Origin of the sequence: Leptospira saintgironsiae, from assembly GCF_002811765.1 — a bacterium.
Classification (GTDB): domain Bacteria; phylum Spirochaetota; class Leptospiria; order Leptospirales; family Leptospiraceae; genus Leptospira_B; species Leptospira_B saintgironsiae.
In genome coordinates this window covers 88,358-112,368 of the sequence record NZ_NPDR01000007.1, presented here as the reverse complement: position 1 = coordinate 112,368, position 24,011 = coordinate 88,358, and the positions used below count along the sequence as shown (strand labels likewise).

The 24,011-nt window shown below is 38.0% G+C and carries 28 protein-coding genes; 22 read left to right on the top strand and 6 right to left on the bottom strand.

The window, feature by feature from the left end; all coding sequences use genetic code 11:
* Positions 1–49 precede the first annotated feature (49 nt).
* The 6 genes from CH362_RS15525 to ompL47 all read left to right on the top strand — a co-directional run bounded on the left by CH362_RS15525 (position 50) and on the right by ompL47 (position 4,934).
* Complete coding sequence (locus CH362_RS15525; RefSeq protein WP_100711237.1) at positions 50–643, top strand: hypothetical protein; 594 nt, start codon at positions 50–52, stop codon at positions 641–643.
* A 250-nt stretch (positions 644–893) separates the two neighbouring features.
* Entirely contained in the window at positions 894–1,454 is a 561-nt protein-coding gene (locus tag CH362_RS15520; RefSeq protein ID WP_244280614.1) for a hypothetical protein, read from the top strand.
* 137 nt (positions 1,455–1,591) lie between these two features.
* The gene (locus tag CH362_RS15515; RefSeq protein WP_100711235.1) at positions 1,592–2,053 is read left to right on the top strand and encodes an SAM-dependent methyltransferase; all 462 of its coding nucleotides are present in this window, start codon (positions 1,592–1,594) and stop codon (positions 2,051–2,053) included.
* A gap of 51 nt (positions 2,054–2,104) precedes the next feature.
* Complete coding sequence (locus tag CH362_RS15510; protein WP_100711234.1) at positions 2,105–3,283, top strand: Acg family FMN-binding oxidoreductase; 1,179 nt, start codon at positions 2,105–2,107, stop codon at positions 3,281–3,283.
* Positions 3,284–3,766 carry a hypothetical protein gene (locus CH362_RS15505; RefSeq protein WP_100711233.1) on the top strand — a complete coding sequence of 161 codons (483 nt, stop codon included), beginning with the start codon at positions 3,284–3,286 and terminating at the stop codon, positions 3,764–3,766.
* A 130-nt stretch (positions 3,767–3,896) separates the two neighbouring features.
* A complete protein-coding gene (gene ompL47, locus CH362_RS15500; RefSeq protein WP_100711232.1) occupies positions 3,897–4,934 on the top strand; it encodes a multi-beta-barrel domain surface protein OmpL47 in 1,038 nt (345 codons plus the stop codon).
* A 94-nt stretch (positions 4,935–5,028) separates the two neighbouring features.
* Here ompL47 and CH362_RS15495 read toward each other — a convergent pair whose 3' ends face one another.
* Positions 5,029–6,267, bottom strand: a complete 1,239-nt coding sequence (locus CH362_RS15495) for a hypothetical protein (protein WP_100711231.1) — start codon at positions 6,265–6,267, stop codon at positions 5,029–5,031.
* Positions 6,264–7,163, bottom strand: a complete 900-nt coding sequence (locus CH362_RS15490; RefSeq protein WP_100711230.1) for a FecR family protein — start codon at positions 7,161–7,163, stop codon at positions 6,264–6,266. The genes CH362_RS15495 and CH362_RS15490 overlap by 4 nt, the downstream gene beginning before the upstream one ends.
* A 174-nt stretch (positions 7,164–7,337) precedes the next feature.
* Between CH362_RS15490 and CH362_RS15485 the strand changes: the two genes are divergently transcribed.
* From CH362_RS15485 to CH362_RS15440, 9 genes are all read left to right on the top strand, one after another.
* Positions 7,338–8,036 (top strand): hypothetical protein, encoded by a 699-nt coding sequence (locus tag CH362_RS15485; RefSeq protein WP_100711229.1) that lies wholly within the window; start codon positions 7,338–7,340, stop codon positions 8,034–8,036.
* Entirely contained in the window at positions 8,033–8,941 is a 909-nt protein-coding gene (locus tag CH362_RS15480; RefSeq protein WP_244280613.1) for a hypothetical protein, read from the top strand. Before CH362_RS15485 ends, CH362_RS15480 begins: the two co-directional genes overlap by 4 nt.
* Before the next feature lie 550 nt (positions 8,942–9,491).
* A complete protein-coding gene (locus CH362_RS15475; RefSeq protein ID WP_100711228.1) occupies positions 9,492–10,019 on the top strand; it encodes an acyl-CoA thioesterase in 528 nt (175 codons plus the stop codon).
* Positions 10,020–10,035: 16 nt separating this feature from the next.
* A complete protein-coding gene (locus CH362_RS15470) occupies positions 10,036–10,548 on the top strand; it encodes a MarR family winged helix-turn-helix transcriptional regulator (protein WP_100711227.1) in 513 nt (170 codons plus the stop codon).
* A 69-nt stretch (positions 10,549–10,617) separates the two neighbouring features.
* Positions 10,618–11,016, top strand: a complete 399-nt coding sequence (locus CH362_RS15465) for an MORN repeat-containing protein (protein ID WP_100711226.1) — start codon at positions 10,618–10,620, stop codon at positions 11,014–11,016.
* Positions 11,013–11,723, top strand: coding sequence for a subclass B1 metallo-beta-lactamase (gene bla, locus CH362_RS15460; RefSeq protein WP_100711225.1), 711 nt, complete (start codon positions 11,013–11,015; stop codon positions 11,721–11,723). The genes CH362_RS15465 and bla overlap by 4 nt, the downstream gene beginning before the upstream one ends.
* Positions 11,724–11,906: 183 nt before the next feature.
* Entirely contained in the window at positions 11,907–12,434 is a 528-nt protein-coding gene (locus tag CH362_RS15450) for a hypothetical protein (protein WP_100711224.1), read from the top strand.
* A gap of 10 nt (positions 12,435–12,444) precedes the next feature.
* On the top strand, positions 12,445–13,047 hold the full coding sequence (locus tag CH362_RS15445; RefSeq protein ID WP_100711223.1) for an RDD family protein: 603 nt from the start codon (positions 12,445–12,447) through the stop codon (positions 13,045–13,047).
* 69 nt (positions 13,048–13,116) lie between these two features.
* Entirely contained in the window at positions 13,117–13,875 is a 759-nt protein-coding gene (locus tag CH362_RS15440; RefSeq protein ID WP_100711222.1) for an amidohydrolase family protein, read from the top strand.
* A gap of 1 nt (position 13,876) precedes the next feature.
* On the opposite strand, the gene CH362_RS15435 is transcribed toward CH362_RS15440, so the two are convergent.
* A complete protein-coding gene (locus CH362_RS15435; protein ID WP_100711221.1) occupies positions 13,877–14,692 on the bottom strand; it encodes an SDR family NAD(P)-dependent oxidoreductase in 816 nt (271 codons plus the stop codon).
* A 115-nt stretch (positions 14,693–14,807) separates the two neighbouring features.
* On the opposite strand from CH362_RS15435, the gene CH362_RS15430 reads away from it, so the two are divergent.
* From CH362_RS15430 to CH362_RS15405, 6 genes are all read left to right on the top strand, one after another.
* Positions 14,808–15,440, top strand: coding sequence for a low molecular weight phosphatase family protein (locus CH362_RS15430; RefSeq protein WP_100711220.1), 633 nt, complete (start codon positions 14,808–14,810; stop codon positions 15,438–15,440).
* Between the two features lie 73 nt (positions 15,441–15,513).
* Positions 15,514–16,260 (top strand): type I methionyl aminopeptidase, encoded by a 747-nt coding sequence (gene map, locus CH362_RS15425; protein ID WP_100711219.1) that lies wholly within the window; start codon positions 15,514–15,516, stop codon positions 16,258–16,260.
* An 8-nt stretch (positions 16,261–16,268) separates the two neighbouring features.
* On the top strand, positions 16,269–16,793 hold the full coding sequence (locus tag CH362_RS15420; RefSeq protein WP_100711218.1) for a hypothetical protein: 525 nt from the start codon (positions 16,269–16,271) through the stop codon (positions 16,791–16,793).
* A gap of 9 nt (positions 16,794–16,802) precedes the next feature.
* Positions 16,803–17,639, top strand: coding sequence for a bile acid:sodium symporter (locus CH362_RS15415; RefSeq protein ID WP_100711217.1), 837 nt, complete (start codon positions 16,803–16,805; stop codon positions 17,637–17,639).
* A complete protein-coding gene (locus tag CH362_RS15410) occupies positions 17,636–18,766 on the top strand; it encodes a metallophosphoesterase (protein ID WP_100711290.1) in 1,131 nt (376 codons plus the stop codon). The genes CH362_RS15415 and CH362_RS15410 overlap by 4 nt, the downstream gene beginning before the upstream one ends.
* A 28-nt stretch (positions 18,767–18,794) precedes the next feature.
* Positions 18,795–19,868 carry a lipoprotein LipL41 gene (locus tag CH362_RS15405; RefSeq protein WP_100711216.1) on the top strand — a complete coding sequence of 358 codons (1,074 nt, stop codon included), beginning with the start codon at positions 18,795–18,797 and terminating at the stop codon, positions 19,866–19,868.
* Between the two features lies 1 nt (position 19,869).
* Here CH362_RS15405 and ftsZ read toward each other — a convergent pair whose 3' ends face one another.
* The 3 genes from ftsZ to CH362_RS15390 are packed head-to-tail and all read right to left on the bottom strand — an operon-like array spanning position 19,870 to position 23,042.
* Complete coding sequence (gene ftsZ / locus CH362_RS15400) at positions 19,870–21,057, bottom strand: cell division protein FtsZ (protein WP_100711215.1); 1,188 nt, start codon at positions 21,055–21,057, stop codon at positions 19,870–19,872.
* Positions 21,058–21,067: 10 nt separating this feature from the next.
* Positions 21,068–22,294 (bottom strand): cell division protein FtsA, encoded by a 1,227-nt coding sequence (ftsA, locus tag CH362_RS15395; RefSeq protein WP_100711214.1) that lies wholly within the window; start codon positions 22,292–22,294, stop codon positions 21,068–21,070.
* 4 nt (positions 22,295–22,298) lie between these two features.
* Entirely contained in the window at positions 22,299–23,042 is a 744-nt protein-coding gene (locus tag CH362_RS15390) for a cell division protein FtsQ/DivIB (protein ID WP_100711213.1), read from the bottom strand.
* A 136-nt stretch (positions 23,043–23,178) separates the two neighbouring features.
* Here CH362_RS15390 and CH362_RS15385 point away from each other — a divergent pair, with 136 nt between their 5' ends.
* Positions 23,179–23,982, top strand: coding sequence for an MlaD family protein (locus CH362_RS15385; protein ID WP_100711212.1), 804 nt, complete (start codon positions 23,179–23,181; stop codon positions 23,980–23,982).
* Positions 23,983–24,011: the final 29 nt, after the last annotated feature.

Sequence of the window (24,011 nt, the reverse complement as noted above, 5' to 3'; positions counted from 1 at the left end):
GCACGTAAATATTATTAAAGACAATTTTAAGAATACTCATATCGTAAAGATGAAACTGATGCTTTTATCAGATGAACCTTATATAGATTATTTCGGTGCACCAACCTCTTTAAAGTATTACTTCTTTTTCGACCTTACAAGGGAAATAGGGCCAGATAATAAGACGATCCCTACTTCTATTAGATTTTCGCATCCAGGTGAGACCAGCGATGCTCCTATTTCAAAAACCGGTTTTATAAAGATAGGGGAGAAGATCAGTCCTCTTGTGATCGGCAACTCTGATAGCCAGCTGGTTACAAACAGCTCTGTTACTACTACAACTTCTACTAATTCTGCAAATGCAGGGTCTGCGAATGCAAATGCGATCATGAATGCGAAAGGAGGATTCGTAGATTTTACTAAAGTGCAGCAATCTGGAGGGACAAATGCTCAAACTAGAACTTCTGTTAGCACACATACACATAAAGAACAGAGTGGAATGTTTTTGTTAAAAAGAGAAGATGAACAAGCAATCTTAGAAGGTAAACCTTTCAGTATTCGCTTATACATGGGATCTTACCCTCTGACATTTAGTTTCAATGAGGAAAATTCAAAACATCTGAAAAACTTTCTACTTTCTCGACCAGGGGTGGAACAAAATTGACGTTTTCTATATTACTAGTTTCGAATTAATTATAAATTCCGATATCTCTCCCCGAAAGAACGTTATCCAAAATGAGATAACGTTCCCAATTCAATTTATTATCAAAAATTCTAAAAATACTCTCTTGACCTGTCGCAGATTTACAAGTCACTGGATTTTATATATAAATTGGAGAATCAACTTGTTTAAGAAATTAATCATATTGTCTTTTTTGTTTTTTGTTACAATTGGATGTAGCACATTCGGAAAGGTGAAAATAACCAAAGACAGTTTTAAAAATGTTCATGCAGTAAATATGAAACTACAGATCCGTTCCCAGGAATCTTTTCCTAATGCTATTTTTGCAGATAGTATCTTAGAAAAGTATGTGGCTACCCTAGATTTTACTAGAGAGATCGCAGCTGATAAGGTTGTTCCTACTGTGACTAGATTTACCATTTATGCTACCGAGCAGAATGCGCCAATTGAGAGAAGTGGGTTCTTAAAAGTTGGAGAAAAAACAAATCCTTTAGCTTTCGGGAACACTGCATCGCAGAGTATAACTAAAGTTACGTCTACGGTTTCCTCTAGTAGCACAAATACAAGTAGCTCTAATACTCTGAAAACTAATGTGTCTACTAAATCTCATACGCATAAGGAACTGACTGGTACTTTTTTGCTTAAGAAGGAAGATGAAGAAGATATTCTTAAATCTAACGAGTTTTTTATTAGATTATATTCTGGAGCAGAAGCGATTACGATTCCAGTTGCTGGAGAAGATCTAGAAAAATTCAAAGAATACCTAAACGCAAAACCGGAAGCCGGAAACTAAACCTACCTAACGCGGGCCGACGTTATAGTCGGCTCCCACATTCTTCTGATATTTTAAGCCACTTCGCTTATTAATTTCTTGCCTAAGACTATTTTAATTCGTCTCTTAAGATATCTTTTCATATTAAAGAGGCTTTTATGGAATTTACGATTCGGCCGATCGCAAAGGTCTCAAACTCAAGATCAGAGATACAGGATGATTACTGGGCGGAAATTGTTTCTGAGATCGAGTTAGAAGATAATATTCCTACTGAGTCTTTGGATGGGATCGAAACATTCTCTCATTTGGAAATCATCTATATCTTTCATAAAGCAGTTGGATCTGAACCAGTATTGGGAAGTGAACATCCGAGAGAAAATAAAAGATGGCCTAAGGTTGGGATTTTTGCCCAAAGAAAGAAAAATCGGCCTAACCATATAGGTTCTACGATCGTGGAACTTCTGAGAAGGGATGGCAAAAAACTTTTAGTGAAATATTTGGATGCAATTGATGGAACTCCGGTCGTGGATATAAAACCAGTGATGAGGGAATTCCTACCTATGTCTGGGATCTCTCAACCAGATTGGTCCAAAGAATTGATGATAAATTATTGGGAGTAATTTTTTCGAATTAGATTGACTGGGGTTTAATTTCCCTTAGGTTTTTCGGCCATGGCTTCCATCAGTCGAAAAACATTTTTGAAATACAGCATTAGCTTTGGCGTGATTCTTTCCACTTCTCAAGTTTTACAATATTGTAAAACTTCTTCCAAGGAAAGATATGATTACGAAAGAAAAAATCCTTTCGATCCTGAATTTCTTTCTGAAAATATTTCTCCAATTTTAAAAGCGATTCGTATTGGGATCACTGCACCGAATCCTCATAATGTCCAACCTTGGAAATTCAAAATTATAAATGATCATTCTGCATATTTGTATGTGGATGAAAAACGTTTATTAAAAGATACGGATCCAACATTTCGACAAATCCACATAGGCCAAGGAACCTTTCTTGAAAACTTAAGTTTAGGGGCGCAAGTGCTGGGACATTCGGCAGAAGTTTCTCTTTTTCCAGAAGGAAAATATACGATTGCAGATATAGGTAAAAAGCCGATTGCGAAAATTATTTTAAACAAACAAGAAGATTTGGTTCAAAATCCATTGTCTGAATTTATTTCAGAAAGAGTGACCAGGAGAAGTGTTTATGGTGGGGAAGACTTAACTCAGGAAGATTTTGAGAAGATCCGTAAAGATTCTGCGGTTTTGTATTCCGAATTGAAATTTGTCCCGAAAGCGGGATCAGAAAAGTTGAGTGAACAATTAATCGCTGCAATGCAGATGGAAACAGACACTTATAAAACATATGAAGAATCTAGGATTTGGTTCCGTTACAACGACGAAGAGATTGGAAAATTCAAAGATGGAATTTCTCTAAGAGCAAACGGGACTTCAGGTTTGAAATATTATATTGCTCGAAATTTTTTCCTAAAACATGGAACAGAAAGTTGGCATTCTCCTGAAAATAAAAAGGCAGGCATGGATATGTTTGCTTCTATGGTAGAAAGTTCTAAGGGATTTATTTTTTTGAAAACAGACCATAATGAAGTAATTGATTGGGTGCAAGCGGGAAGAGATTATCTTCGTTTACATTTAGCTGCGACTAAAAACGGTTTTTCTCTTCATCCGATGAGCCAAATTTTACAGGAATATCCTGAAATGGATCCTATCAGGAATGAATTTGAATCTTCTTTAAAACCTGGGGAGAAGATCCAGATGCTGGCTCGTCTGGGCAAAAGTGATTATCATTTTTATAGCCCTAGAAGAGATCCGAAGGAATTCTTGTTAAAATAAATGAATATACTTAAGAAAATCCTGTTCTGGCTCGGTGACATTCTGTTCTTGCTCATTCCGTTATGTATCATTCTTGCAGAATCAGGAACCTGCACCCAAGGTGATGATAGTATTTATCTTTTATTTACTCAGGCCGCTTTTGTAGTTTCGGTATTTTGCCTTTTCTTAATATGGTTTGGAATTCCTTCCGGAGGTTTGGTCGGACAAGGACTTGTCACCTTTCCATTCCTGGTCTGTTTGTATTTTTATATCGCTTATATTCCTGTTTATTTTGCGTATTCTACATTACAAAATCACGATTTATGTGTAGTGATTGTTTCTGATCTAACTTTGTATGATGCGACGAATGTGGCTCAGAATGGGGACGTTAGTTTGTTCTCTAGGACCTATGCTATTTTGATGTTATTGCCTGTTTTGGGCAGTTTTTTGCCAGTTTATAAATTTTGGAAGTCTGGGTCCTTCTCCAAAAAAGAAAAGAAATAGCAGATTCTATTTCCCGGAAGGTTGACGAAATTTAGTCTGAATTTTTCGAATTTCTCATAAAGAATGAGAAGATTCTGTGGATTTTTTGTCGTCAAACAGTGATAACACTAATTTTCCATTGGAGAAAAGAATGAATCGCAATCCCTTATGGGTCCTTCTAGCAAGTATGCTAGTCTCCAGCGCTATTTTCGCTCAAAGTTCGCCAGGCACGACTGCTCCACCAAAATCTACCACGCCTAAGGCGGAAACTACTAAGCCGTCCGGAACAGAAAGAGAATCATCTTCCGGAGAAAAACCGGATCTATTTATTAATTCTCAATCGTCTTTCGAGTTTAACTCTAAAGACGAAGGCTCTACTGTAGATTATATCGAATATAAGATAGGGTCCGGAGATTATACAAAATATGTTTCTTCTATCACATTGGTGAGAGAAGGTCTGACTAAGATTACTTATAGAGCAGTAGATAAAGCGGGAAATAAAGAACCAGAAAAACATTTTAATGTTCTTGTGGATAATACTCCTCCTTCTACCAAGATCACTCCTAGTTCAGCACTTATAGTTCATGAAAATACGAACTATGCTACAAAAACATTAACTTATTCTATTACTGCTCAGGATAACCTTGCTGGTGTTCAAGATATTAAGATCTCTATCAATGGTTCAGAATCTAAAGTTTACGATGGTAGACCGATCCAGTTGGAAAAGGCTGGAGTGAATACTATTAAATTTTCTGCAACTGATAAGTCTGGAAATACTTCCACCGATTCAGTTTTAGCGGTAACTGTGGACCAAGAAAAACCTTTGGTCGAACTTTTTGGTTCTGCACTTGTAACTGTGAAAGATAAAATTTTCGTAAAAAGCGGAAATGCATTCACTATCAAGGCTTCCGATACATTGTCTGGAATTAAGCAGATCTTTTACAAATTGGATTCTGGAGAATGGAAATCATATGCAGATCCTGTTTCTGTAGAAGCACAAGGAAATCATACGATTGAAGCTAAGTCAGTGGATTCAGTAGGTAACGAAAGCGACGTTAAGAAGATCGCTTTTATAGTAGATACTACCCCTCCTGAAACTAAGATCCAAAAAGTGGATAATAAGCCGAGCGCTCCTGCTCCAGCAGCTAAACCTGCAAGTTCTTCCGCTTCACCAAGCACAGAAAATTAGAAATCGTCAAAAGGGATCCGTTGAGAATATGGGTCCCTTCTTCTTTCCTTTCTTATAATCTGCAGCGCAGTCTATTTTATAATAATTTAATAAACTATTTTTCTTGGAGTTCGGATCCGGTTTTTTGCCAATCCGGTTTTATTGCGTTTACTTTGATCTTGAATTCTGCTTGGTTTCCGACTCTATCTGAAGTATAAACCGTTACAGTATGAATTCCAGTATTGAAACCGATCGGGTTTTGATAAGGCTGAATCGAACCGTTGCCAATCTTATATTCTAATTTAGAAAGTCCAGAACCTGTGCCTGGATCTTCACAACGAATTGCGATGAGTCCATTTTCTTTTAGATAATAGATCCCATCTTCTCTAAGTTTACCTTCTGTAGGAGCGAAAACACAGGCTGGATGTTTTGCATCAATTAGCATAGGAATCTCTGATTGGATATAATTTCCTGCTTTGTCGTTTGCTTCCCAACGAAGAATGGAAAGTCCGTCTATACCTGAGGAAGAAATTTTGATCGGTTTCTTTGCTTCTTCTCCAGATAGAGTTTGATTCACTTCTGCTCCGCTTCCATCTCTGGCGGCTAGATTGATCGTGATCTCTTCCATCCCGGAACCTTCTTCAGTGACTTGTAATGTAAGTTCTGCCCCGGATTTGATCTCTATTAGGCCTGATGGTCCCTTCTTCTCTCCAATCAAACGTACTTGGGGTGCAGTTGTATCTTTGAGATACTTTGTTTTTTTAGGAGTTTCTTTATTTCCTAATATATCTTCAGAATAAAATTCTACTTCATTCCAGCCTTCTTGAGAAAGAGAAATTGAACCGTCATATCTCTGCCATTCTCCTCCATTCACTCTATAATATGTGGAGACCGGAACTTGCTTTTGAGAATTTGGAGATCCGGGCGAATTGGTAGAAGGTCCGTTGGTTTTAGGATCACCCAGCGAGATTCGCAATTCTTCCGAAGAAGCAACGACTGTAGATGGTCTCTCTACTTTTACCTTAGGTGCTGCAGCAAATTTATCTGCCAAAGAAATTATGGGGGAAGAAACTCCTCTTCCTCCATCTACATTGATCCCAACTACACGAACATAGAACTTAGAATCTTGTGAATTGAATTCATAACGGAAGTTTTTAGTTTTATAAAAATGATGAACTCTTAAAAATTCTCTATCCTCTGAAAGTTCTATTAGATAACTTTCCGCGCCTTGGCTGGGCTTCCATCGAAGGCTTACTCTTTGTTGTTCGGAAAATGCCTCTCCCGAAAGAAGAAGCACGAAAGATAATAAAAATGAAAATTTAAATTTTATAATATTCCGATCCAGAATTCTCACTCTAACTCAACCTTTTCGGGAAGTTTTTCCGGTTTAGAAGGAGCCTGTCCTTTTACCACAGTAGTTCCGAATCCTGCAGGGACTGCTACTGTTTTTCCTTCTGCGGAGACTTCTAATTCTCCTTTGTAACATCCCACTAAAGTATTTTCAGAATCTGGAGCACTTACGTATAATTCAGTTCCCCTTACTCCAACCACTGCCGTAGGAGTAACTACCATAAATTTACGAGTATCATCACCAGGTTTTTTGGGAGGCACTTTAGCTTCTAAATATCCAGACTTGAGTTCTAAAATTCCTCCGTCTTTGTTCAGTTTGTATTCTGAAATGGATTCTGAAGTTGTTTTTACGATCTTAGTTAAAGTTTTTTCTCTTAACTCAACAACTGTTCCGTTTTTGGTGAATATAATTTTAGAAGAAGCACCTTGTCCTGTTTGGACCCAATCATCCATATTCAATATTTGATCTTTTGCAAGTTTGGACCAACTTGCAGGAAGTCCAGTCGGTGTAAAATCCCTGGAGAATTGTACTTGCCCCTTTTGGAAATCAGCGACTGCCACAGGGCCTGCATTCGGTTTTATAATTTCTCCTGTTGCAGAGATTGTATCCTTTCTTAAAAAGCCTGGAATAAAAAGTGTAGTGCCTTCTCTAATTAAAGAAGGGTTTGGAATTTCATTATATTTTAATAATTCTTTCCAGTTCCTTGGATCTTGTAGGAATTCTTTTGCGATCTTGGATAAGGTATCATTCTTCTTTACCTTGTATTCGAAAACGTCCTCATGGACTCCTTTTTTTGGTTCTGCAAGAAGGCCTATCAAGGAAACGGAAATGAGTAGGATTGCAAAAAATTGAAACAGTTTAGATCGGGAAATCGAAAAGGGGAAATTCTGAGAAGCCATGGTCTATCCTGGAAAATAGTTCTAACCTAAATATTAGAAGGGAATCTTGCAGGAATTCCAACAAAATACGGTGCTTAGGTGAAAAAGGAATAAGAAGAAATGGCTAGAATTTCGAGGAAAATGATTGCCTTATTTTCTAAAATTCTAATGATTTGGGCCTCATTTTGAGATCATATGTCGGCCCATCTTCCACCACTTGTTCCAATAGTTTTCGGTTCTACGGTATTCGCTATTTTAGGATATTTTTTCTCACTCGTTCTGGGTTCTAGAAAAAATTGGATCGGCTCTTCTTTAATCCTTTTGGCTTTAGCGGCGTGGCTTGTATTACAAGGGATCTTAAGTGGCACCGGGTTTTATTTGGTCACTGATTCTTTTCCTCCCAGATTTTTGTGCATGGTGGCACCGCCGATCTTGTTCTTGATTTTACTTTTTATATTTCCTTCTAGTAGAGCTTGGATTGATCAAATCCCAGGAGAGAATTTAACATACTTACATCTGGCAAGGATCCCGGTAGAGCTTGTTTTATATTGGTTAGCGATGTATGGTTGGGTCCCGATTAGTATGACATTTGTCGGTTGGAATTTCGACATTCTAATTGGACTAACTGCTCCAATTGCCGCTTATTTTATTTTGAATAAACCAATATCTTCAAAAAATTGGATTTTGTTTTGGAATATAGTAGGCCTTTTATTTTTATTGAATATAGTGATTTTGGGGATCTTATCTGCGCCTGGGCCTTTCCAAAAATTATCTTTTGAAAGACCGAATATCGCAGTATTCCAATTTCCATATGTATGGTTGCCTTCTTTTATAGTTCCTTCTGTTCTATTTGCTCATCTTGTTTCTATTCGAAAAAGGTTTATTGCAAGTTGAATATCGGCTTTTTATTCAGAAAGTCTTATTCTAAATTACTAATTTTTGTTTTTTGCATATTCCTAATTCCTTCTTGTTTTCCGGATATGGTCCGTAAAAAGAAGATCGAAAATGATTGGTTCAAGATAGATAAGATCTTTTATAAAACTGAACCGAAAAAAATTGAGATCTTCTTAAAAGGAACAGTAAAAAATCCATTTATAATAGGCTTAGAAGGATCTGAATTACATGAGAATTCTTCTGATGTTTTGTTATTTCAGCAGGAAAAGGCGCTTCCAGTCGGGTCTGTTCTTTTGAAATTTAAGGTAGAAGTTCCCGAAAACAAAAATTGGATCCGAAAAATCGGGACCACTCGAAAATGGATTGGAATCGCATTAAAAAACGATAATGGACAAATCACTCATTTGCAAACAGAGGTCTCTATTCATGAGTCCGATAAGAGACAGTTCAGAAAAGATCTTTCATTAGATGCAGAAGGGGAATCCATTCGTTTGGATGGAAGAGAATGGAAATTGGTCTCTGATGTAGATAGAATGGACCAAGCACTGCTGCAGTATGTTCCCAAGTCTGAGTCTTTATTGTTTTGGAACGAAATGCTTTCGATCCATGTGTATAAGGTAAGAGCGTCTTCACCTTCTGAAATTTATTCCTTACTGGAGTCCGGTAGAAAGAAAGAATGTCCAAATATTCTTTGGAATCTGGAGTCAGAGAAGTCCGGAAAAATTTCTTATTCTTGGGAGCATTCCGGCTGCGGAAAACAGTCTGCTTCTTCTCAGGTTGCTAAGTTGTACAGAGGAGAATTCGGAATTTATAATATTCGATATGATAGAAGAAACAAGATAGACCCTGCTGATAAGAGACGTTGGTCTGAATTGCTTGATCTTCTTCCTTCGAAGTTGGATTGAACTTTCTCAGTTTGATCGAAAGCATTTTTTGAAAATCGGCCCCCGCCCCTTCGCAGCGACTCGTAAGGAGCGAGAAGACGACCGCGTATGCGAGTCGGTGATCGATAGATCAAACGAGTGGGCACTTTGGGTATTTGCTCAGCTTGATCGAAAGCATTTTTTAAAAAGCGGCCCCCGCCCTGCGTTGGGATTGGGGGGAGTGGCTTGTGGGAGAGCTCGCTTCCCCATATCATAGAATTTCATTTCCTTCAAACAAATTTTACATCACCAGTTGTAGGAACTCCTACAATCCGAATTTTCATTTACAACCCGCGAGAGATCGAGCGGGGTCAGAAAAATCGCGGATGCGATTTTTTGACCGAAGGTGAGAGCTCGGTCTGAGCTACGCGAAGACGCGGCCACCTCCAAAAATATAGATTCTTGTTGGAATTTCAACATTGGAAAAGGGAATTTTTGCCTTGACCCAGATTTGGAGATGTCTAATTCCTGTAATTACACATGTGTAATTACATATATGTAGATGCACATTATTTCTCTTAGGAGATTCGGTATGGAATTGACGATTGATAAACCGGTGCTTTCCCCTCATAGTTTTGCCAGGATTCGTTTTCAGGATTGTGATCCTTTCGGACATTTGAATAACGCGAGATACATGGATTACTTTTTGGAGGCTCGTTCTGAACAATTAAGGGAAACTGCTAATTTCGATTTTTATGAGTATGGATCCAGCTCAGGTAAATCTTGGGTCGTGAGTAAGGTGGAGACTCAATATTTGGAACCGGTCAAACAGAATGATGTGGTGAAAATTGTGACTCGTTTGATCAAGTTAACTCCTGCGACGATCCATAATGAATACTTACTTTTAGATAAAGAAGGTAATCGTTTGAAGGCCGTTTTAAGGGCTCAGTTTTCTTTTATCGATCTGCAGAAAGGACGTCCTGTTCGTCATGACCAAGAGATGATGTCTTTTTTAGGGAGTTTTATTTTCGATGAGCCTGGTTTAGAAGAAGGTTCTTTTGAAGATAGGGTAAAACAGTTGCGAAAACAAGTATCGGAGGGAAAATATTCCCAAGACTAATAGTCTTTTTGATCCTATGTCCAAGAAGTCTCAAAACACTACAGCTCGGAAGTCTGAAAAATTTCCGAGCAAAGCGGATATGCTTAGCGCAGGTTTAAGTTGTGTGAACTTTAATCTGCGCAGAGCTTCTAGAGCAGTCACCCAATTTTATGATAGAGAATTAGAAAAGGCGGGACTTACTTCTCAAAGATTCAGTTTATTGCATACTCTTGGCGCTACTGATGGCCTTGGTCTCGCTGAATTAGCGGACCTTCTTGTTTTGGATAGAACTACCTTGATCCGTAACTTGACTCCTTTAGAAGAGTTAGGCTATGTTGCAGATGTTCCTTCTGAAAATAAAAGAGCTCGAAAAGTGATTTTAACCCCAAAAGGTTTAGATGCTTTAAGGATCGCTTATCCAATCTGGGAAGAGGCTCAAGCGGCAGTGACTGAAGCTATGGGAGAAGATGATCTGAAAAGATTATTGAAAAGATTGAATTCTATCGTTCGTAAAAGAAATTTTAAAGAATTTTCCAAATCTGAATCTTGAGCCCTAAATTTCATTAGTTTATTTTTCTATAATATGGGATTTTAGAGTTCTAACCAGTTTCTGAAAGTCATGAACAAAAACTTTTATCCTATTATTTTTATCCCTGTCGTTTTATTTTTTGCGTATTACTTTTTTTCTCCTAGTTGTGTTTCCGGTGATTGTAGGAACGGGATCGGAACTAAGGTTTTATCTGGATCTTATCGTTATGAAGGCAGTTTCCAAAATGGTATAGCCCATGGTAAGGGTAAACTTGTGCTTGGAGATATAGAATCTTACGATGGTGATTGGGATCGAGGAAATAAGGAAGGCAAAGGGATTTATAAATATGCTGATGGCACTATTTATGAAGGTGAATGGAAATTGAATAAAAGAAATGGTTTCGGCAAGTTAACGGACTCGGATGGGAATCTGATTTTCGAAGGCCAATGGAAAGATGATGGTCAGGTTTTGGCTAAAAACTCAAAATGAAATATATTATTTTTTTATTAATTATCTTTTCCCTTTCAATTTATGGAGAAGAGCCTAAACTCCAGGTTTCAAAGGTCGGAAAAAATGTATATGTGCATACTTCATATAAACTTCTAAAAGATGTATATTTTCCATCTAATGGACTCGTGATTGAAACGGAAGAAGGTATAGTTCTCGTAGATACCGCTTGGGGAGAGGAACAAACTTCACAACTTTTGGATTGGGTTTCTGCAAATTTAAAAAAGCCAGTAATCGCAGTTATTATCACTCATTTTCATGAGGATAGAGCTGGGGGAATAGAAGTATTGAAAAAGATGAATATTTCTTCTTATGCGGGCAATAGAACAATTTCTATCTTAAGAGGAGAAGGTAAGTCTCTTCCTGAAAAGTCATTAAAAGATAAGGATATTTTGGTATTTGGCAAAACTAAGATTGAAACTTTCTTTTTTGGTGCAGGTCATTCTAAAGACAATTTAGTCGTTTGGCTTCCTGGAGCTAAAATTCTATTCGGCGGCTGTTTAGTTAAAAGTGCAGAAGCAAACGAGATAGGTAATACAAAGGATGCTGATTTGAAAGAATGGCCTAAAACAATTCATAAATTAGAAAAGTCGTTTTCAAAAATTTCCATCTTAGTTCCAGGTCATCAATCTTGGGGAGGAAAAGAGAGTTTGAAACGCACCCTAGAGTTGTTGGAATCTTCTAAATAATTTCTCTCTTCGCATATACACATGTGGCGGAAGAAGGTCATTTCCCTCTTTCTGATTTCCCATACCTAAATCTTTGGATCTGCAGAAACGCCTAAGTGCAGTTTTCTAAATTCTCCTTGATTCCTTACTTTTGGTTTTCATATTCTACCGTTAAGATTCGGCCGATCCGATCCCGGCGAAAAAATGGCGAAATATTTCACTTCAAAGATCTTACTAACGTGCGGCATCGCAGTTATTTTTATCTTTTTGGGGATTTCTCTATACTTTTTCTTTCGGAATAATTCGGATGATCCAGTTTTTACGGATCGTTTTGAATTTAAGGGCCTAACAAAAGTAGAGGCGGAGAAGTTCGGGATCCTAGGCATTCCGAATGGTGTATCGGATTATTTTATTAAACGTTGCGGGTTCAGAGAATCTTGGGTAGTTTTCTCAAAATATAAGGTAGAAGGTCCCGAGTTTAGGAAATCAATTCTGGAAAGATTCAAAAACCATCCTGGTTTAAATCTCAGATTCGATTCTTATCCTAACGACTGGCCAGAAAATTTTGATCAGGGAAATTGTAGGCCGGATTGGTGGCAGCCTTGTTCAAAAGGTTTTTGGGCAGAAATTTCCAAGGGTCCCGATGTTATAACTCATAAAGACGGGTTTTATCTTTGCGAAAGTGGTAAAGAACTCAGATGGTTCGTTTTTCATTTTAAAAATAACCTATAATTGTTTACTGATGAAGAGTATATTCGAAAAAATTAATACTGAAGAAAAACATTTAGCATACGCGAGCTTAAGCAGGAGAATTTACGCTCAGTTCCTGGATTTTTTGATCCTATGTCCTGTTTTGATCCCTCAAATTATGGTTTTTTATTACCATAATAAGATGGTGTACGAGTTATTTCCCTTTTACACCGCATTACATTCTTTACTTTATGTCGGGTATAGATTCGTGATGCATGCGTTATATGGTAGAACGTTTGGTAAGGCGTTTGCGGGGATCATTGTCACTGATTCTTACAAAGGGCGTTTAGGTTGGATTAGGTCTTTTATTAGGACTTTACCTGAGCTAACTTTATCATTAGTAACCATTATGAGTGCGGTATATGATTCCAGGATATTTATGGAACACCAAGCTGAGATGGAAGGTTTACCTTTGGCGGGTGTTCATAGGATCTTGAATAAATGGAATCCTTTGGACAATTTCACTTTCTGGGATTCGATTATATACTATGGGATTTCAGTGATTTATATCTTATTTTCTCACAAAAGGACCGCATTACACGATCTTTTTGCAGGGACCAGAGTGCTTCGTTATAAAGGGGAAAAGCCTTTTTAAACATTTACGGAAATAAATTTCCTATTCACAATCTCTTGACTCATATTCCGTAAATGTTATACTACGAAGATGCGGATCTTCGACTCACATTTCCATATCATAGATCCAAGATTTCCTTTGGTGCCCAATCATGGCTTTTTGCCGGAGCCTTTTACGGTCTCGGACTATAATAAGCAGGCGGATTGGCTTAGGATCAAAGGAGGAGCTGTTGTTTCCGGCTCTTTCCAAGCATTCGATCAAACTTACTTGTTGGATACACTTTCTGTATTAGGAAAAAATTATGTAGGTGTTACCCAACTTCCTGCAAATACCAAAGATTCCGAAATTTTATCCCTTCATAAGGCAGGAGTAAGAGCAGTTCGATTTAATGTAAGAAGGGGAGGCTCTGAGGAAATTTCTAAGATCAAAGAAATGGGAGCCAAGGTTTATGATCTTGCAGGTTGGCATGTGGAATTGTACATAGATGCCAAAGAGATAGACGAATTTTTGGAAGAAGTGCTTCTGTCTTTACCTAAAGTTTCCATCGATCACTTGGGATTATCTAAAGAAGGATTTTCTACCATTCTAAGATTGGTAGAAAAAGGAGTAAGAGTAAAAGCGACTGGGTTTGGCAGGACCAATATAGATATACGATCTGCTTTGGTAGAAATTGCGGAGATCAATCCGGATGCTTTAATGTTCGGGACTGATCTTCCTTCTACTCGTTCTCCTGCTCCTTTCACTGAGGAGGATTTACATTTAGTTACGGAAACATTCGAAGGTGAGTTATTGCAAAAAGTATTATATTCGAATGCTCTTGAGTTTTACGGAGTAAATGTAAAAGTATAAATTATTCTTTTCTAAAGATCTGATCTGCTATTCTTTTTACGATCCAAGTAGGAAATATTCTAGTAGAATAATAATGTGCCTTATTCATAAATCCTGGGATTGATCTTTTTGTCTCGTTTTGGATTGTTTTGAATGCAACCTTGGCCACATCTTTTGGATCCATTGCGATAGAATAAGCAAGATTTCCTAAACCACCTTTTTTGTTTTCTTTGTGAATTCCTGCGACTGAAAGAAAATTTGTCTTAGTTGTTCCTGGATATAAGATCCCAAGTTTGACTCCGTAAGGAGCAAGTTCCGCCGCAAGTGCTTCTGAAAAACTAACTACGTACGCCTTACTTGCCGCATAGGCTGCCATATAGGAGAGAGGCTGCAAAGAAGCAGTGGATGCAACATTCAATATAAAACCATTCTTACGTTCTATCATTCTTTTTGAAATTTCATTAGAGAGTCTGGTGACTGCATTTATATTCAGTAAAAGCATAGAGTCCACTTTTTCTGGAGAAAGTTCCCATGATTTTCCCCAAAGCCCGAATCCTGCATTATTGACTAAAACATCTATATCCAAATTTAGTTTGGTGATCCATTTCAAAATTTTAGAGATACTTTCCGTTTGAGTTAGATCTGCTTCTAAGGTTTCTAATTTTCCAGATGAGTTGATCTCTTTACATTCTTTATGAAGAAGTTTGAATTCTTCTTTGGAAACACTGACTACTAGTACGTTATAACCTTGTTTATATAATAAGATAGAAAGTTCTTTGCCTATTCCGGAAGATCCTCCGGTGATCAAAACTGTTTTTGAAGTGTTATTCGCTTTCATTTAGTTTCCATTTCGATTTCGCAATAGATCCTTGAGAATCTGAAATTTGTCAAAGCCTTTCGAAATCCGAAAAATCTAGCTTGCTCCATAGAATAAGGAACTTAAAGTTTTCGGGATGTCTCCTTTATTCCAACCTTTAAAAACATATTTGGATACGAAACTTTCTTTGATCGATAAGATCTCTAAGGAAAGAAAGGCAGTGCTTTCTTCTTTGGCGGATTTTATTCTTCAATCTTTTGAGACCAAACAAAAAGCGAATTTAGTTTTTATATGTACTCATAATTCGAGAAGGAGCCAGATCGCTCAGGCATTCGCAGCATGTATTCCTCACTATTTTGATTTTCCTGGAGTTAAATCTTTTTCAGGTGGAACAAGTATCACTGAATTACATCCAAATGCGGAGAAGGCTTTAGAGAATTGTGGATTTCGTTTTGAGAACCAAGGACCTCCTCGTAATCCTAAATATTCAATTTGGTGGGCGGATGGAACTCCTCCTTTGATCGCATATTCTAAAAAATTCCAAGACGCTCCGAATCCTGCTTCTGAATTCATTGCGGTCTTAGTATGTTCACAAGCAGATGAATCCTGTCCTTATGTTCCAGGAGCAGAAGCAAGGATCTCACTTCCTTTCGAAGATCCTAAATCAGCAGATGGTTCCGAAAATCCTTTGGAAAAATATTTGCAAACCTGCGATCAGATTGCTTCTGAACTTCTTTATACTTTCCGGGAAGTAAAACAGAAACTTTAGATTCTTTCGGTTCTTGTTGGAATTCCTACATTTATCGTTTGCCACCTAATTTCTTTCTGTAGAACTAATATTTATGACGGTTCGTAATAAAGAAGATCTGGAAGCATTACAAAGGATTGGCAAGATCACTGCCGAGACCCTGGTTAAAATGAGAGAAGCTGCTAAACCGGGGATTAGCACCAAAGAGCTGGATCGTATCGCGCATTCTTATTTTTCTAAGTTCGGGGCGAGAAGTGCTCCTCAACTCATGTATAAATTTCCAGGTTATACTTGTATCAGTTTGAATACTGAAATTGCTCATGGAATTCCAAGTGATCGTATCTTGAAAGAAGGAGATCTTCTTAACTTGGATGTTTCTTTAGAGTTGAACGGATATTTTGCAGATACTGGTTTTACTCTTATCGTTGGAAAAGATGATAAAGGTTTAAGTAAACTTTTAGATGTTTCTTCTGAAGCATTAAAACTTGCTCTTTCTGGTGTGAAGACTGGTGAAAAACTAAATTCTATCGGAAGAACAATTGAGAATACTGCAAAGAAGAATGGATTTAAAGTGATCCGAACATTATGCGGACATGGAGTAGGAAAATCTCTCCATGAAGAACCATTCGATATTTGTAATTATTATGAACCAAGAGATAAACGAATTCTAAAATCGGGACAGGTCATCGCTGTTGAAACTTTTGTTTCGACTGGAGCCGAAGACTTTGTAGAACAATCTGATGGATGGACTTTAAAAACTCCTGATGGTTCATTTACTGCTCAGTTTGAACATTCAGTAGTAGTTACTGAACGTGGACCGATTATTTTAACGGCGGCATAAAAACAAAGATGATGACTATAATTTTAAATATACTTCCTATCTTGATATTCATTCTGGTATTTACAATTGCCCTATGGGATCGAAAACAGAAGGAAACTTTTTCTAAAAGAAATTTTGGCTCCTTCTTCCCTGCTATTTTATCCGGAGAATTGAGATCAGATATTAACTCTGTGTCTTCTCAATTTGAAAAAGCCGGATATGCCGTTCAAAAAGAAGGAGACAAACTTCTTTTCCAAAACGCTTCTCAATTGGCAAAACATAGAAACTGGTTATGGTCTTTTGGTTATGCTAAGAAGGAAGAGAATGGGTCCATTCGGTATAAATTATTCATTAATTTAGGTTCAGTGCTAACTGTTCCTGCCACATTGTTTGTTGTAGCATTTTATGGAATGTTAGTGCAGAATAATATTCCTCAAGAGCAAGTTTCGATTGCGCCTTATTTTTTCCTTGGATTTGCATTTTTCTTTGCGATCTCTAGTTTCATTTCTCAAACGATCAAAGAGAGAAGTTTCCTTAAGAAAAGTCTTTCTTAAAATTAGAAAATGTTAATACGGATCGTACTCATTCTTCTTTCCCTTTCCTCTATGTATGGTTTGGGATTGAGGATAGAAAAAAAAGAATTGGGCTCTTGGTCCAAATTTGTGCCGATTCTAGTATTTGCATTCTTTTGGAATTTCGGGATACTTCCCTTATCCGTATTTTTTACAGGAAAACTTTTAGGAGTATCTGAACTTGCGTTTGCTGCAATTTTTCTTTGTGCTGCTTCTCCGGGAGGAGCTTCCGGAGGATTATTTGTCTTAAGAGCAAAAGGAAATCCAGCATTAGGCGGAATGTTGATCGCATTATTGAATGGCGCGAATACCATTCTCACTCCTTTGATATTTTCAATCTACCAAGGTGGTTCAGGATTTAATTTTGATCTTTTTCTAAAACTTTTTTTGATCGGAACATTTTTACAAGGTCTACCTTTACTTCTCGGACTTCTGAGCAAATACTTCTTCCCTAAATTTTTTGATCCGGTAGCTCCTTGGGTAGAGAAATTCAGCACATTCTGTTTGGTGTTATCTATCTTACTTCTGATCTTTCAATATGGAGAATATGCACTGAGTTTAGGTTGGATTGCTTGGATCGGTGCAGCTGTAGCGGTAGTATTTTCTCTTCTTCCTGGGATCTTTTTGTTTAATTCAACACAAGAAGTTAGAGCTTCTTTGTCTATGGTTTCTGGGATCAGAAGTTTATCTTTGGCTCTACTTCTTGCAGAACTTCATCTTAAACAAAGTGAAACATTACTTACTGTTCTCATGTATGGGACAGTAATGTATTTAATTAGCGCAATAGCTGCAGAATTTTGGAATGGAAAGAAGAAGATCCAAACATGAATTTTTATTTGAATGCATATTCTAGATCTAATTTCATAATAGATGTTATAGTAATCATCACGTTTACTTTATTTCTTTTTGTATTTTTAGGAAATAAGCGAAAGTCTATCTTCTCAAAGGAATGGGATTTTTCCTTTTATAAAAGAATTCTAATTCTTACTCTCATCTATCTGATTCTTGCGGCTACTGTTCCTGTATTTCTGGATGTAAGTTCTTTTATCCGAGTTAGGATTGCTTGGACAGTTTTAACAATTGCTCTTCCTTTATTTGGCGTCCTTCATTTCGTATTTTCCAAGAGGATTGTTTTCTTATTCATTTCTATCTTCTTGGTTTGTATTAAATTTTATTCTGAAGTTTGGGAACCGAATCATTTGGATGTGGAGCATATCCAAATACGTTCTGATAAAATAGTTTCTCCTATCAAAATCGTACATATCTCTGATCTACAAACGGATGATATTAGAAAACTTCACTTAGAAGTTCGAGAAGAGGCGAATCGTTTCCAACCGGATCTGATCTTATTCACTGGAGATGTGATGAATCATGCCTGCTTATATCCGATCGTAACTTCTTATCTAAAAGAATTTAAATATAATAATGGATTCTTTTTTGTTACAGGCGATGTGGATCATATTTTGCGTTATACTGATTTTTCTGCTAAGACTGGATCAGTTCTTTGGGATCGTAAATCAAAGGTAATCCAGATCGGCAAAAATAAGATTGGTTTGATGGGATTAGGTTTACCTGATTATAGAAACAAATCTTTGATTTGGAGTTTGAAAAGGGAAATTCCTGAGGACATTTATTCTATTTTGATCAGTCATTATCCTGATTCTGTTCTTCACCAGCCGAATGAAAAAGTGGACCTTGTTTTGGCAGGGCATACTCACGGGGGACAGGTCCAGATCCCATTTTTTGGTCCAATCTTAACTCTTTCCAGGGTTCCTCGACATATTGCTGCTGGGGGATTGAACGCTTACGAAAATACTGATATTATAGTTAGTAGAGGTTTAGGGGCGGAAGGTCATGTGGCGCCAAGAATTCGATTTGGAGCAAGACCTCATTTGATTTTGTTGGAGCTCCTACCTACAAATTCTACAAAAGAAACCGTTAAAAACGGGATCTAAAATTTACCAAGAAAGGGTCCGATCCGATATGCGGTTCACGTTAGTCTTTCTATTCTGCTTACTTGCGACTTTTATAACCTGCCAGTCCGTAACCGTAGAATATCCTATGTATCCTCCTACAAAAGAAGGACGAGACTTAAAACAATTCTTAAATGGAGTGAAAACAGTCGCATTCGCTCTGGAACCGATGAATTCAGAAATATGGAGCCACGAAAGTAATCGTTCTTTCGTATTGATGGTCCCAGCAAAAATTTATGAGAGTTTTTCAGACGATTCTTATTTTAAAATTTTGGATCTAAAGGACAGACCTGATGTTTTGGAACAAAAAGATCTTTCTTTGGAAGGGATACAAAAGTACAGAAAGAAGATCGGAGAAATATTGGATGCAGATGCTGTCCTATATGTTTCGGTTAAACAGCCAGAGTCCCAATGTTATGTAGAAGCTAAAATGGATTATCTTGCCCTCGGAATGGCAGTTCTTAAAGTAGTTGCTGCTGGAAAGGATAGGAATAGGCAATATAGTAGGGCAGCAGCTTCTCTTGTAAGTGATCCAATCGTAAAACCCACAGGTGTCCGAAAAGTTTATATTCCTATAGAAGCAAATTTGATCCGGGTTGATTCCGGAGAAATGATGAAGACTATTCTTAGTAAACCTTCTATCATATATAATGGAGTAGGGGACATTAGTTGTCCTAGTATGCTCCCTTCTCTTTCTACAGCATTGGATGAATCCATTTCTGAAATACAAAGAAGGCTTTCTCCTAAAGTTGAATCAGAAGATATTTCTATATTTACGGAAGATGAAAATCCGGAAGTAGAAGCACTTCTTTTAGAAGGTTACGAAGAGATCACCGGAGAAAATCCGAATTTTCATAGAGCTAAAATTTCTTGGGAAAAAGCGGACTTAAAAGCAAAAGGAAAATCTTGGGCAGCAAAAGCAAATTTAGCTACTTATTATTTTTCAGAAGGTGATTACCAAAAGGCGATCCAATTTTACGATGAGGCAATTCGTTTAGGCGGTCCAGAAGATGATTATCTCAAAGAGTTGAAAGAATTGATGGCGCCTCCTCCGATACAAGAAGAGGCAACCGAAGAAAAGTAAATTAACCTCTTCCTTTTTCTCCTCTTCTTAGGAAAGCAGGGATATCATAATCTTCTTTCATGTTTCCGGAAGGATTTTTAGATTTGAGTGTCCTGTATGCTTCCGGGTCATTGCTAATCCTTTCCGGTTCCGTTTTGAAAGTTTGACGAGGTTCTTCCATTTCAGGAAGTCCAACTACTTTTCTTTGTGGTTGGGTTTGTAATTTAGGAACAGATCCAATACCTGCAGCTCTTTTGTTAAAACCAGTTGCGATCACAGTGATACGAATTCTTTTTTCAAGATCTGAATCTTCAGTTAAACCAATGATGATATTCGCGTTAGGATCTACTTGAGAAGTGATGATCTGAGATACTTCATTCCAATCCGAAATAGTAAGATCAGTTCCGCCTGTAACATTTATCAAAAGAGAAGTTGCACCTGCGATGGAGCGAGAATCTAATAGAGCGTTATCGATTGCAAAGTTTACGGCTTCTGAAACTTTGTTTTCTCCGTAACCTTCTCCGACTCCCATAACTGCGTCACCGGTATCTCTCATGATCGCTTTTACATCTGCGAAGTCCACATTGATGATTCCAGGATTATTAACGATATCACTGATTCCTCTCACTGCGTTCAAAAGAATATCATCTATTACTCTGAATGCTTGGTCGATCGGAGTATCTCTTTCTACTACTTGAAAGATGGATTCATTATTAACTAAAATTAAAGTATCAACATAAGAGCGAAGTTGTTCTATCCCTCTTTTGGCGAGCTCCATTCTTCTTTTTCCTTCGAAAGAAAAAGGAATAGTGACCACTCCGACTACTAAACATTTTTGTTCTTTTGCGATCTTAGCAACGATAGGTGCTGCACCAGTTCCGGTTCCGCCTCCCATCCCAGCGGTTACGAAAACCATGTCCGCGCCTTGGATCACAGATACGATTTTTTCTCTGTCTTCTTCTGCTGCTCTTGCACCTAATTCAGGATCTCCTCCTGCGCCCATTCCTCTTGTAGTTTTGGAACCTAATGCAATTTTACCTTCGATCTCGGAACGTTTTAATACCTGTTCGTCGGTATTCATGATAACGTATTCCACACCTCTTAGGCTAGAATTCGCCATTCTTGCAACTGCGTTCATTCCGCCGCCGCCGATTCCTAAAACTTTAATAATAGCAGGGTTTGATTTTTCTTCTTCTTCGAAACGTAACATGATCACTCCCTTAGAGGTTTTCCTCTATCCATCTCCGAATTTTTTTGCTCCAGGTTTCGCTTCTGTCCTGGGATTTTCTTTCCATGTCCCCTAATCTGGAGGCGTATTTGATAAGTCCGACTGCGGTAGCAAATTCAGGAGAAGAAACTCTGTCTGAAAGTCCGGAAAGTCCCGCAGGTCTTGCACGAGTTACCGTTAGACGAAATACGTCTTCTGCCAAACTTTCTATTCCTTCTAAAAGGCTTCCTCCACCTGTGAGGATAACTCCTCCAGCGAGAAATGATTTTTTACCGGACTTAATAAGTTCTGCATCCACCATTTCGAAAATTTCTCTCATACGAGGTTCGATTACATGAACTAGTTCTTCTCTTAGAACTGCTCTCGCTGGTCTTCCGCTGATTGGTGGTATCTCCACTGTTTCGGTTGGATCTATTTCTTCTAAAGAACAATGACCGAATCTTTTTTTAACAAGCTCAGCAGTTTCAATTGTGGTTTTTAAACCGATAGAAAGATCAGAAGTAACATTATATCCGCCGAATGGGATTACGGAAGAATAAGCAATTCCACCGTCCACATAAACGATCAGATCGCAGATCCCTGCCCCAATATCTAATACCGCAGTGCCTAAATCTTTTTCGCCAGAAGTTAAAACTGCATCGGAAGAAGCTAAACTAGAGAGAACCCTTGTCTCTTCTGCCAAACCTGCCGCTTCAATACATTTTTCTAAATTATGAAGTGCTGTTAGACCAGCTGTGACTATATGTACTTCTGCTTCTAAACGAACTCCAGTCATTCCGATCGGATCTTTGATAGAAGTTTGATCATCTACTGAAAATTCTTTGGAGAGAACATGTAAAATTTCTTGGTCAGCTGGAACTCTAACTGCTTGTGCAGCCTCTATCACTCTAACAATATCAGGTTCGGTTACAACTCTATCTCTATTCGTGATAGCAACAACTCCCTTGGAATTATCTGCACGAACAGATTTGCCAGTCACGTTTACCACAACATAACCGATCTCTTGTCCGCACATCAGTTCAGCTTCGCTCACTGCTTCTATGATGGAGCGAGTAGTTGCTTCTATGTTTATGATAGAACCGTTTTTGATCCCGGAAGAAGGGAACATTCCTGTTCCGATAATTTCAGTTTCGTATTCAGAGATAGGACGTCCTACCACCACTTTTGTAAGTGCTGATCCCAGATCCAGAGAGACTATGATTCTTTCAGAAGATTCCATATTCTTAATGGTAAACCGCGTCTTCTCCTCGTATGTCTACGAGTTTGGGACGGACTTTTTCTTTTTCAAGATATGCTAATACAGCATATAACTTTCTGACCTGTTCCGTTTGGAATAAGGTCCCGACTTGTACACGAACCGAAAGAGGAGTGTCTGCGTAGACAAAAATTTCTCCATCTTCATGTAGAGACACTTCTGAGATACGAGTCTTTAGTGCTGGATAAGAACGAAATGCATTTTCAACAGAAGTGTGAAGATCTTTGAATGCAGCGCCGACTACTTCTCCTTTTTCTCTTGGAAATGTTCCAGAAAGAACGGTGAGTCCTTGGCTTCTAACATCATCCATGGAAAGTATCTTTAGGTCGGAATCGATTTCGAAAAGATGGCCGTCCGAATTCACAAGATAATTTGGTTTTCTTTCGGTGATCTCCACTAACAATTGATCGTCCGTTTTTTTTTCCAAGTGAGCGGATTTGATTCTGGGATGTGAGGTAAGTCGGTTTTCCATTTGGCCGAGGTCGTAATTTTCGAAAGAGGTTCCCGGTTGGATTCCCATGATCTGAACTATTTCTTCCGTTCTAAGAGTTTCGTGTCCTGTCAGTATGAGTTTATTCAACTCCTGGGGAAGGGTCCCTCTCCTAAATCCCCAGCCTAAAGGGCTCGCCAATAGAAAGAGGAAGGCGAGAAGCCACCAACTCGTTCTTTTTTGAATGGATTCTTTCAAAAAGTCAATTATATTATGTCTCATAGGCGTTTTGAGAGGGTTTTTTCTTCCTTTCCCTTAGAATTATCGGGAAATTCTCTGAAATTTCGCCCATCTATTTTTGATTTAATGGGATTTAGTTGATCCGAATCCAAAGCCGAAGTTTCTAATAGAAGAAAGTATGAAATTTCCGATCCCTTCTCCCATTCACCTAGGTTTCGTTTTCTTTTGTGCTTTTTTCGTACTCTTATACCAATCAGTGATCGAACGATCTGGTTCAGAAGAAGATTATCCTTATACTTTAAAAATTTATTATCCTAAGTCGCAAGGAATTCGCCCTGGAACTCCGGTCAGCATTTTAGGATTGGAGAGGGGAATCGTTCGAGATGTAGATGTGGTTGGGATAGAAGAAGTTCCAGACAAAAGATTTTTGGACAAGAACAGGACCAAGGCAGTGGAGATCACAATCCGTCTTGCTGAGCCTATCACATTATATTCAAACTATGATATCAGTTTTAGGACTGCAACAGTTCTTGCCGGAAGAACTATAGATATCAATCCAGGAAACGCAGAAGAAGATTCCAAACAAACATTCTTCCGACCAACATACAAGGAAGAAGAAGATTTCCGACCTGATTTTGCTCCTTCTGCTAGATACTATGATGACTTCTTTGCAGCATCCACAGGTGTGATCCGAGAAAATAAACAGGATATCACCTTGATGTTTGCAAATTTCGAAGAGATATCTTACAAACTCAAAAGTAGCAACGGATCAGTTCCAAGGTTTATTAATGATCCGGATACCTACGATAATCTGGCCGAGACATTGACTGATATGAGAATTTTAGGGGACGATGCTAGAAGATACGTCGAAGGGTACCGTAAGATTGAAAGAAGTGCTCCTATTCCTTTCTCCATCAATTTGTATCGTAGGACCACCATCATTGGTGGAATTTCCAGCGATTTCTATCTGAACAAGCTATAACTCGTTAATGGTCTCTTCGAAAAGGCGGG

Excerpts from the sequence above, each read along its gene's own strand:
- CH362_RS15525 (WP_100711237.1), top strand. The coding sequence starts at position 50 with ATGAAACTGATGCTTTTATCAGATGAACCTTATATAGATTATTTCGGT.
- CH362_RS15515 (WP_100711235.1), top strand. The coding sequence starts at position 1,592 with ATGGAATTTACGATTCGGCCGATCGCAAAGGTCTCAAACTCAAGATCA.
- CH362_RS15510 (WP_100711234.1), top strand. The coding sequence starts at position 2,105 with ATGGCTTCCATCAGTCGAAAAACATTTTTGAAATACAGCATTAGCTTT.
- CH362_RS15505 (WP_100711233.1), top strand. The coding sequence starts at position 3,284 with ATGAATATACTTAAGAAAATCCTGTTCTGGCTCGGTGACATTCTGTTC.
- ompL47 (WP_100711232.1), top strand. The coding sequence starts at position 3,897 with ATGAATCGCAATCCCTTATGGGTCCTTCTAGCAAGTATGCTAGTCTCC.
- CH362_RS15490 (WP_100711230.1), bottom strand. The coding sequence starts at position 7,163 with ATGGCTTCTCAGAATTTCCCCTTTTCGATTTCCCGATCTAAACTGTTT.
- CH362_RS15485 (WP_100711229.1), top strand. The coding sequence starts at position 7,338 with ATGTCGGCCCATCTTCCACCACTTGTTCCAATAGTTTTCGGTTCTACG.
- CH362_RS15475 (WP_100711228.1), top strand. The coding sequence starts at position 9,492 with ATGGAATTGACGATTGATAAACCGGTGCTTTCCCCTCATAGTTTTGCC.
- CH362_RS15470 (WP_100711227.1), top strand. The coding sequence starts at position 10,036 with ATGTCCAAGAAGTCTCAAAACACTACAGCTCGGAAGTCTGAAAAATTT.
- CH362_RS15465 (WP_100711226.1), top strand. The coding sequence starts at position 10,618 with ATGAACAAAAACTTTTATCCTATTATTTTTATCCCTGTCGTTTTATTT.
- bla (WP_100711225.1), top strand. The coding sequence starts at position 11,013 with ATGAAATATATTATTTTTTTATTAATTATCTTTTCCCTTTCAATTTAT.
- CH362_RS15450 (WP_100711224.1), top strand. The coding sequence starts at position 11,907 with ATGGCGAAATATTTCACTTCAAAGATCTTACTAACGTGCGGCATCGCA.
- CH362_RS15445 (WP_100711223.1), top strand. The coding sequence starts at position 12,445 with ATGAAGAGTATATTCGAAAAAATTAATACTGAAGAAAAACATTTAGCA.
- CH362_RS15440 (WP_100711222.1), top strand. The coding sequence starts at position 13,117 with ATGCGGATCTTCGACTCACATTTCCATATCATAGATCCAAGATTTCCT.
- CH362_RS15435 (WP_100711221.1), bottom strand. The coding sequence starts at position 14,692 with ATGAAAGCGAATAACACTTCAAAAACAGTTTTGATCACCGGAGGATCT.
- CH362_RS15430 (WP_100711220.1), top strand. The coding sequence starts at position 14,808 with ATGTCTCCTTTATTCCAACCTTTAAAAACATATTTGGATACGAAACTT.
- map (WP_100711219.1), top strand. The coding sequence starts at position 15,514 with ATGACGGTTCGTAATAAAGAAGATCTGGAAGCATTACAAAGGATTGGC.
- CH362_RS15420 (WP_100711218.1), top strand. The coding sequence starts at position 16,269 with ATGATGACTATAATTTTAAATATACTTCCTATCTTGATATTCATTCTG.
- CH362_RS15415 (WP_100711217.1), top strand. The coding sequence starts at position 16,803 with ATGTTAATACGGATCGTACTCATTCTTCTTTCCCTTTCCTCTATGTAT.
- CH362_RS15410 (WP_100711290.1), top strand. The coding sequence starts at position 17,636 with ATGAATTTTTATTTGAATGCATATTCTAGATCTAATTTCATAATAGAT.
- CH362_RS15405 (WP_100711216.1), top strand. The coding sequence starts at position 18,795 with ATGCGGTTCACGTTAGTCTTTCTATTCTGCTTACTTGCGACTTTTATA.
- ftsZ (WP_100711215.1), bottom strand. The coding sequence starts at position 21,057 with ATGTTACGTTTCGAAGAAGAAGAAAAATCAAACCCTGCTATTATTAAA.
- ftsA (WP_100711214.1), bottom strand. The coding sequence starts at position 22,294 with ATGGAATCTTCTGAAAGAATCATAGTCTCTCTGGATCTGGGATCAGCA.
- CH362_RS15390 (WP_100711213.1), bottom strand. The coding sequence starts at position 23,042 with ATGAGACATAATATAATTGACTTTTTGAAAGAATCCATTCAAAAAAGA.
- CH362_RS15385 (WP_100711212.1), top strand. The coding sequence starts at position 23,179 with ATGAAATTTCCGATCCCTTCTCCCATTCACCTAGGTTTCGTTTTCTTT.